The sequence below is a fragment of the Ideonella azotifigens genome (assembly GCF_006519715.1).
GTDB classification, from domain to species: Bacteria; Pseudomonadota; Gammaproteobacteria; order Burkholderiales; family Burkholderiaceae_C; genus Ideonella; species Ideonella azotifigens.
Genome location: NZ_VIDT01000635.1, coordinates 1 through 3,201, shown reverse-complemented (window position 1 = coordinate 3,201; position 3,201 = coordinate 1). Strand labels below are relative to the sequence as shown.

Annotated in this window: 4 protein-coding genes and 1 pseudogene; 1 reads left to right on the top strand and 4 read right to left on the bottom strand. The window is 65.5% G+C overall.

The genetic code is table 11. The features are described from left to right. Window positions 1-113 precede the first annotated feature (113 nt). Both pilW and rlmN read right to left on the bottom strand, forming a co-directional pair. Window positions 114-890: a type IV pilus biogenesis/stability protein PilW gene (pilW, locus tag FKP22_RS25405; protein ID WP_141290516.1), complete on the bottom strand. Its 777-nt coding sequence runs from the start codon at window positions 888-890 to the stop codon at window positions 114-116. 92 nt (window positions 891-982) lie between these two features. After that, on the bottom strand, window positions 983-2,062 hold the full coding sequence (rlmN, locus tag FKP22_RS25400; protein WP_231012884.1) for a dual-specificity RNA methyltransferase RlmN: 1,080 nt from the start codon (window positions 2,060-2,062) through the stop codon (window positions 983-985). Between rlmN and FKP22_RS34070 the strand changes: the two genes are divergently transcribed. Beyond that, on the top strand, window positions 2,000-2,143 hold the full coding sequence (locus FKP22_RS34070; protein WP_231012888.1) for a hypothetical protein: 144 nt from the start codon (window positions 2,000-2,002) through the stop codon (window positions 2,141-2,143). The two genes, rlmN and FKP22_RS34070, sit on opposite strands and share 63 nt — an antisense overlap. A gap of 25 nt (window positions 2,144-2,168) precedes the next feature. On the opposite strand, the gene ndk is transcribed toward FKP22_RS34070, so the two are convergent. Then, window positions 2,169-2,594, bottom strand: a complete 426-nt coding sequence (gene ndk, locus FKP22_RS25395; protein WP_141290512.1) for a nucleoside-diphosphate kinase — start codon at window positions 2,592-2,594, stop codon at window positions 2,169-2,171. 167 nt (window positions 2,595-2,761) lie between these two features. Further along, window positions 2,762-3,201: pseudogene (locus tag FKP22_RS25390) on the bottom strand (pseudouridine synthase); the annotation flags it as partial.

The following is a 3,201-nucleotide window of genomic DNA, read 5'->3' as shown; positions in this document are numbered from 1 at the left end:
GCGTGGCCAGCGCGCCCAGGTGCAGGCCCTGGGCCTCGCGGGCCTGGCGCAACATCGCGCCTGGCGTGGCGTGCACGTCAGCGGCGACGGGGAGGCTGTCCGCCTCGTCTGGCTCACTCATCGAATCGACCCTTTTCGAACAGCAGGGTTTCGGGGGCTTCGGGGAAGCGACCGCGCAACTGGTTGCCCAGCACGCGCACCTGACTGTCCTGGCGCAAGCGATTCTCGACGCGCAAGGCCAGCCACAGCGACTGTGCGGTGACCAGGTTGTCCTGGGAATTCACGCGCCGGATGTAGAAACGCGCGCGCTCGAACTCGCCTTCCTTGTACAGCACCTCGGACAGGTTCACGGCCGTGGCCGGATTGGCTGGGTCGATCTCGTAGGCGCGCGAGAGCGTCTTCTCGGCGTCGGCCAGGCGGAAGTCACGGGCCTGGCAGACACCCTGGGCCAACAGGGCCCGCGAAGCGTCGCGCAGCTCGGGTTGGGCGACCAGGGTGTTGTACTGCGCGTCAGCCTCGCTGAAGCGGCGCTGCTGGCACAGGAACCAGCCGTAGTTGTGCATGGTGCTGAGGTCGCTGGGCGCGAGCCTCAGCGCATGCCTGAAGCTCTCTTCAGCCAGTTGCGGCTGGTTCAGGCTGGCGTAGATCAGCCCGCGCAGGTTGTAGGCCTCGACCGAAGTCGGCTTGGCAACGATGGCCTGCTTGACCTCGTCCAGCGCGGTGGTGTTCATGCCGCGGCCGAAATAGGCCTCGGCGAGCTCCATGCGCACCTTGGCGCGGCGGTCGGCATCGGTCTGGTCCGAAGCAGTCACCAGGTCCTTGCTGTCCCTGGGCTTATCAGCCACGCAGGCGGACAGACCCCAGACGAGCCCCGACGCCAATCCCCACATCAGCAGCCCCCGGCCCAGCGCGGCGCGCCAAGCAGCACGGCCATGGAGTACACCGTCTTGCGAACGGCCCTGTGCGGCGCCAGGAGCAAACATCATCGTAGCGGAGACCCCAGGGGAACAATGGGCACGGGCAGGCGCTTCATGCGCTCGCTCGCTCGGGTGCGGTCCTGCACTTCGCCAGCAAGCTGGCCACAGGCCGCGTCAATGTCGTCGCCGCGCGTCTTGCGCACGGTGGTCACCAGGCCACCGTCTTGCAGGATTTTCGCAAAGCGCATCACCTGCTCGCGCGGCGAGCGCAGCAGGCCGGATGCCGGGAACGGGTTGAACGGGATCAGGTTCAGCTTGCAGGGCACGCGGTTCGGGCCGCGGCCATTGACCAGCGCCAGCAGCGCGCGGGCGTGGTCTTCGGTGTCGTTGACACCGTCAAGCATGCAGTATTCGAAGGTGATGAAGTCGCGCGGCGCGGCTTCCAGGTAACGCAGGCAGGCCTGCATCAGCTCGGCAATCGGGTACTTGCGGTTCAGCGGCACCAGGTCGTCGCGCAATGCGTCGATCGGCGCATGCAGCGACACCGCCAGCGCCACCGGGCAGTCTTCGCGCAGGCGGTCCATCATCGGTACCACGCCGGAGGTGGAGACCGTGACGCGACGGCGCGAAAGGCCGTAGGCGTGGTCGTCCAGCATCACGCGCAGCGCAGGCACCAGTGCGTTGTAGTTCTGCAGCGGCTCGCCCATGCCCATCATCACGACATTCGTGATGGCCCGCTCGCCGGGCTTCAGGCCCAGCCGCTCGCGCAGCTTGTGTTCGGCCATCCAGAGCTGCGCCAGGATCTCGCCGGTCGTCAGGTTGCGGCTGAAGCCCTGATGGCCGGTGGAGCAGAAACGGCAGCCCACCGCACAGCCGGCTTGCGACGACACGCACAAGGTGCCGCGGTCGTCTTCCGGGATGAACACGGTTTCGACCGCGTTGCCGGCGCCGACGTCAAACAACCATTTGACGGTGCCGTCGGTCGAAATCTGCTCGGTGACGACGGGCAACGGGCGAATCTCGGCCTTGCCGGCGAGTTTCTCGCGCAGCGATTTGGCCAGGTCGCTCATGGCGGCAAAGTCTTGCGCGCCTCTTTGATGAATCCAGCGGAAAAGCTGGGTGGCGCGGAAGCGCTTTTCACCCAGACCTTCGCAAAACGCGGCCATGCCATCGAGATCGAAGTCGAGAAGATTGACGACGCCGGTCATGACGATGTGGCCGCTTGAGTTGACAGAAGAATCCAGCCCGCGATCAGCGCGAGTGGATGTTCATGCCGGGGAAGAAAAACGCGATTTCGACGGCAGCCGTTTCGGCAGCGTCAGAACCGTGCACCGCGTTGGCGTCGATGCTGTCGGCGAAATCGGCGCGGATCGTGCCCTTCTCGGCCTTCTTCGGATCGGTGGCACCCATCAGGTCGCGGTTCTTCAGGATCGCGCCTTCGCCTTCAAGGGCGGTGACCATCACCGGGCCGGAGATCATGAAGTCGACCAGGTCCTTGAAGAAGGGACGGGCGGCATGCACGGCGTAAAACGCTTCGGCATCGGCACGCGACAAATGCATCATGCGCGCAGCGATGACCTTCAGGCCAGCGCCTTCAAAACGGGCGTAGATCTGGCCGATGACGTTCTTGGCGACAGCGTCGGGCTTGATGATCGAGAGGGTGCGTTCGATGGCCATTTGATTTTTCCTTCAGGAGTAGTTTTCGGCGAGCGAAAGGACAAAGCCCACAATTTTAGCCTTGCCCCGTGAAACTGGAATAAGACGAAGCAGCCGCGGGGTCAATCCTGGCTTGCCTGAGCGTCGCCGGCTGCCCTCAAAAAGGGACCCGCGACACTCACCGGGCTTCAGCGGCCGCCTCGGCGACCACCACCACCGCCGCCGCCACCGTTGCCCCGGCCCTGCATCTTGCGGGTGAAGGCATCGGCACCGATGTAGCCGACCGAGGTTTGCATCGGATCCGGCTGGCCCTGGCCGCCACCGCCGCCGCCCTTGCCACCCTTGCCGTTGCGACCCTGGCCGGGGCCACGCCCGGTGTTCTGGACGAAACGCTTGTCGTAGGTCTGTTGCAGCGGATTCGGGATCGGGCCGTTCTCGAAATCGTGCTCGCGCGAACCGGCACGCTCGCGTTGGATGGCACGCTTGTCGTAGGTCTGCTGCAGCGGGTTCGGAATGCGGCTGGGATCGCCCGGCTCCCTGTCATCGCGCGGCAGCATCGGTTCACCCTGGTCACGGCGGTTGGCGTTGGGACCAGGGTTGTTGTTGCGGCCACGCGGGCCATCTGCCC

Excerpts from the sequence above, each read along its gene's own strand:
- pilW (WP_141290516.1), bottom strand. The coding sequence starts at position 890 with ATGTGGGGATTGGCGTCGGGGCTCGTCTGGGGTCTGTCCGCCTGCGTG.
- ndk (WP_141290512.1), bottom strand. The coding sequence starts at position 2,594 with ATGGCCATCGAACGCACCCTCTCGATCATCAAGCCCGACGCTGTCGCC.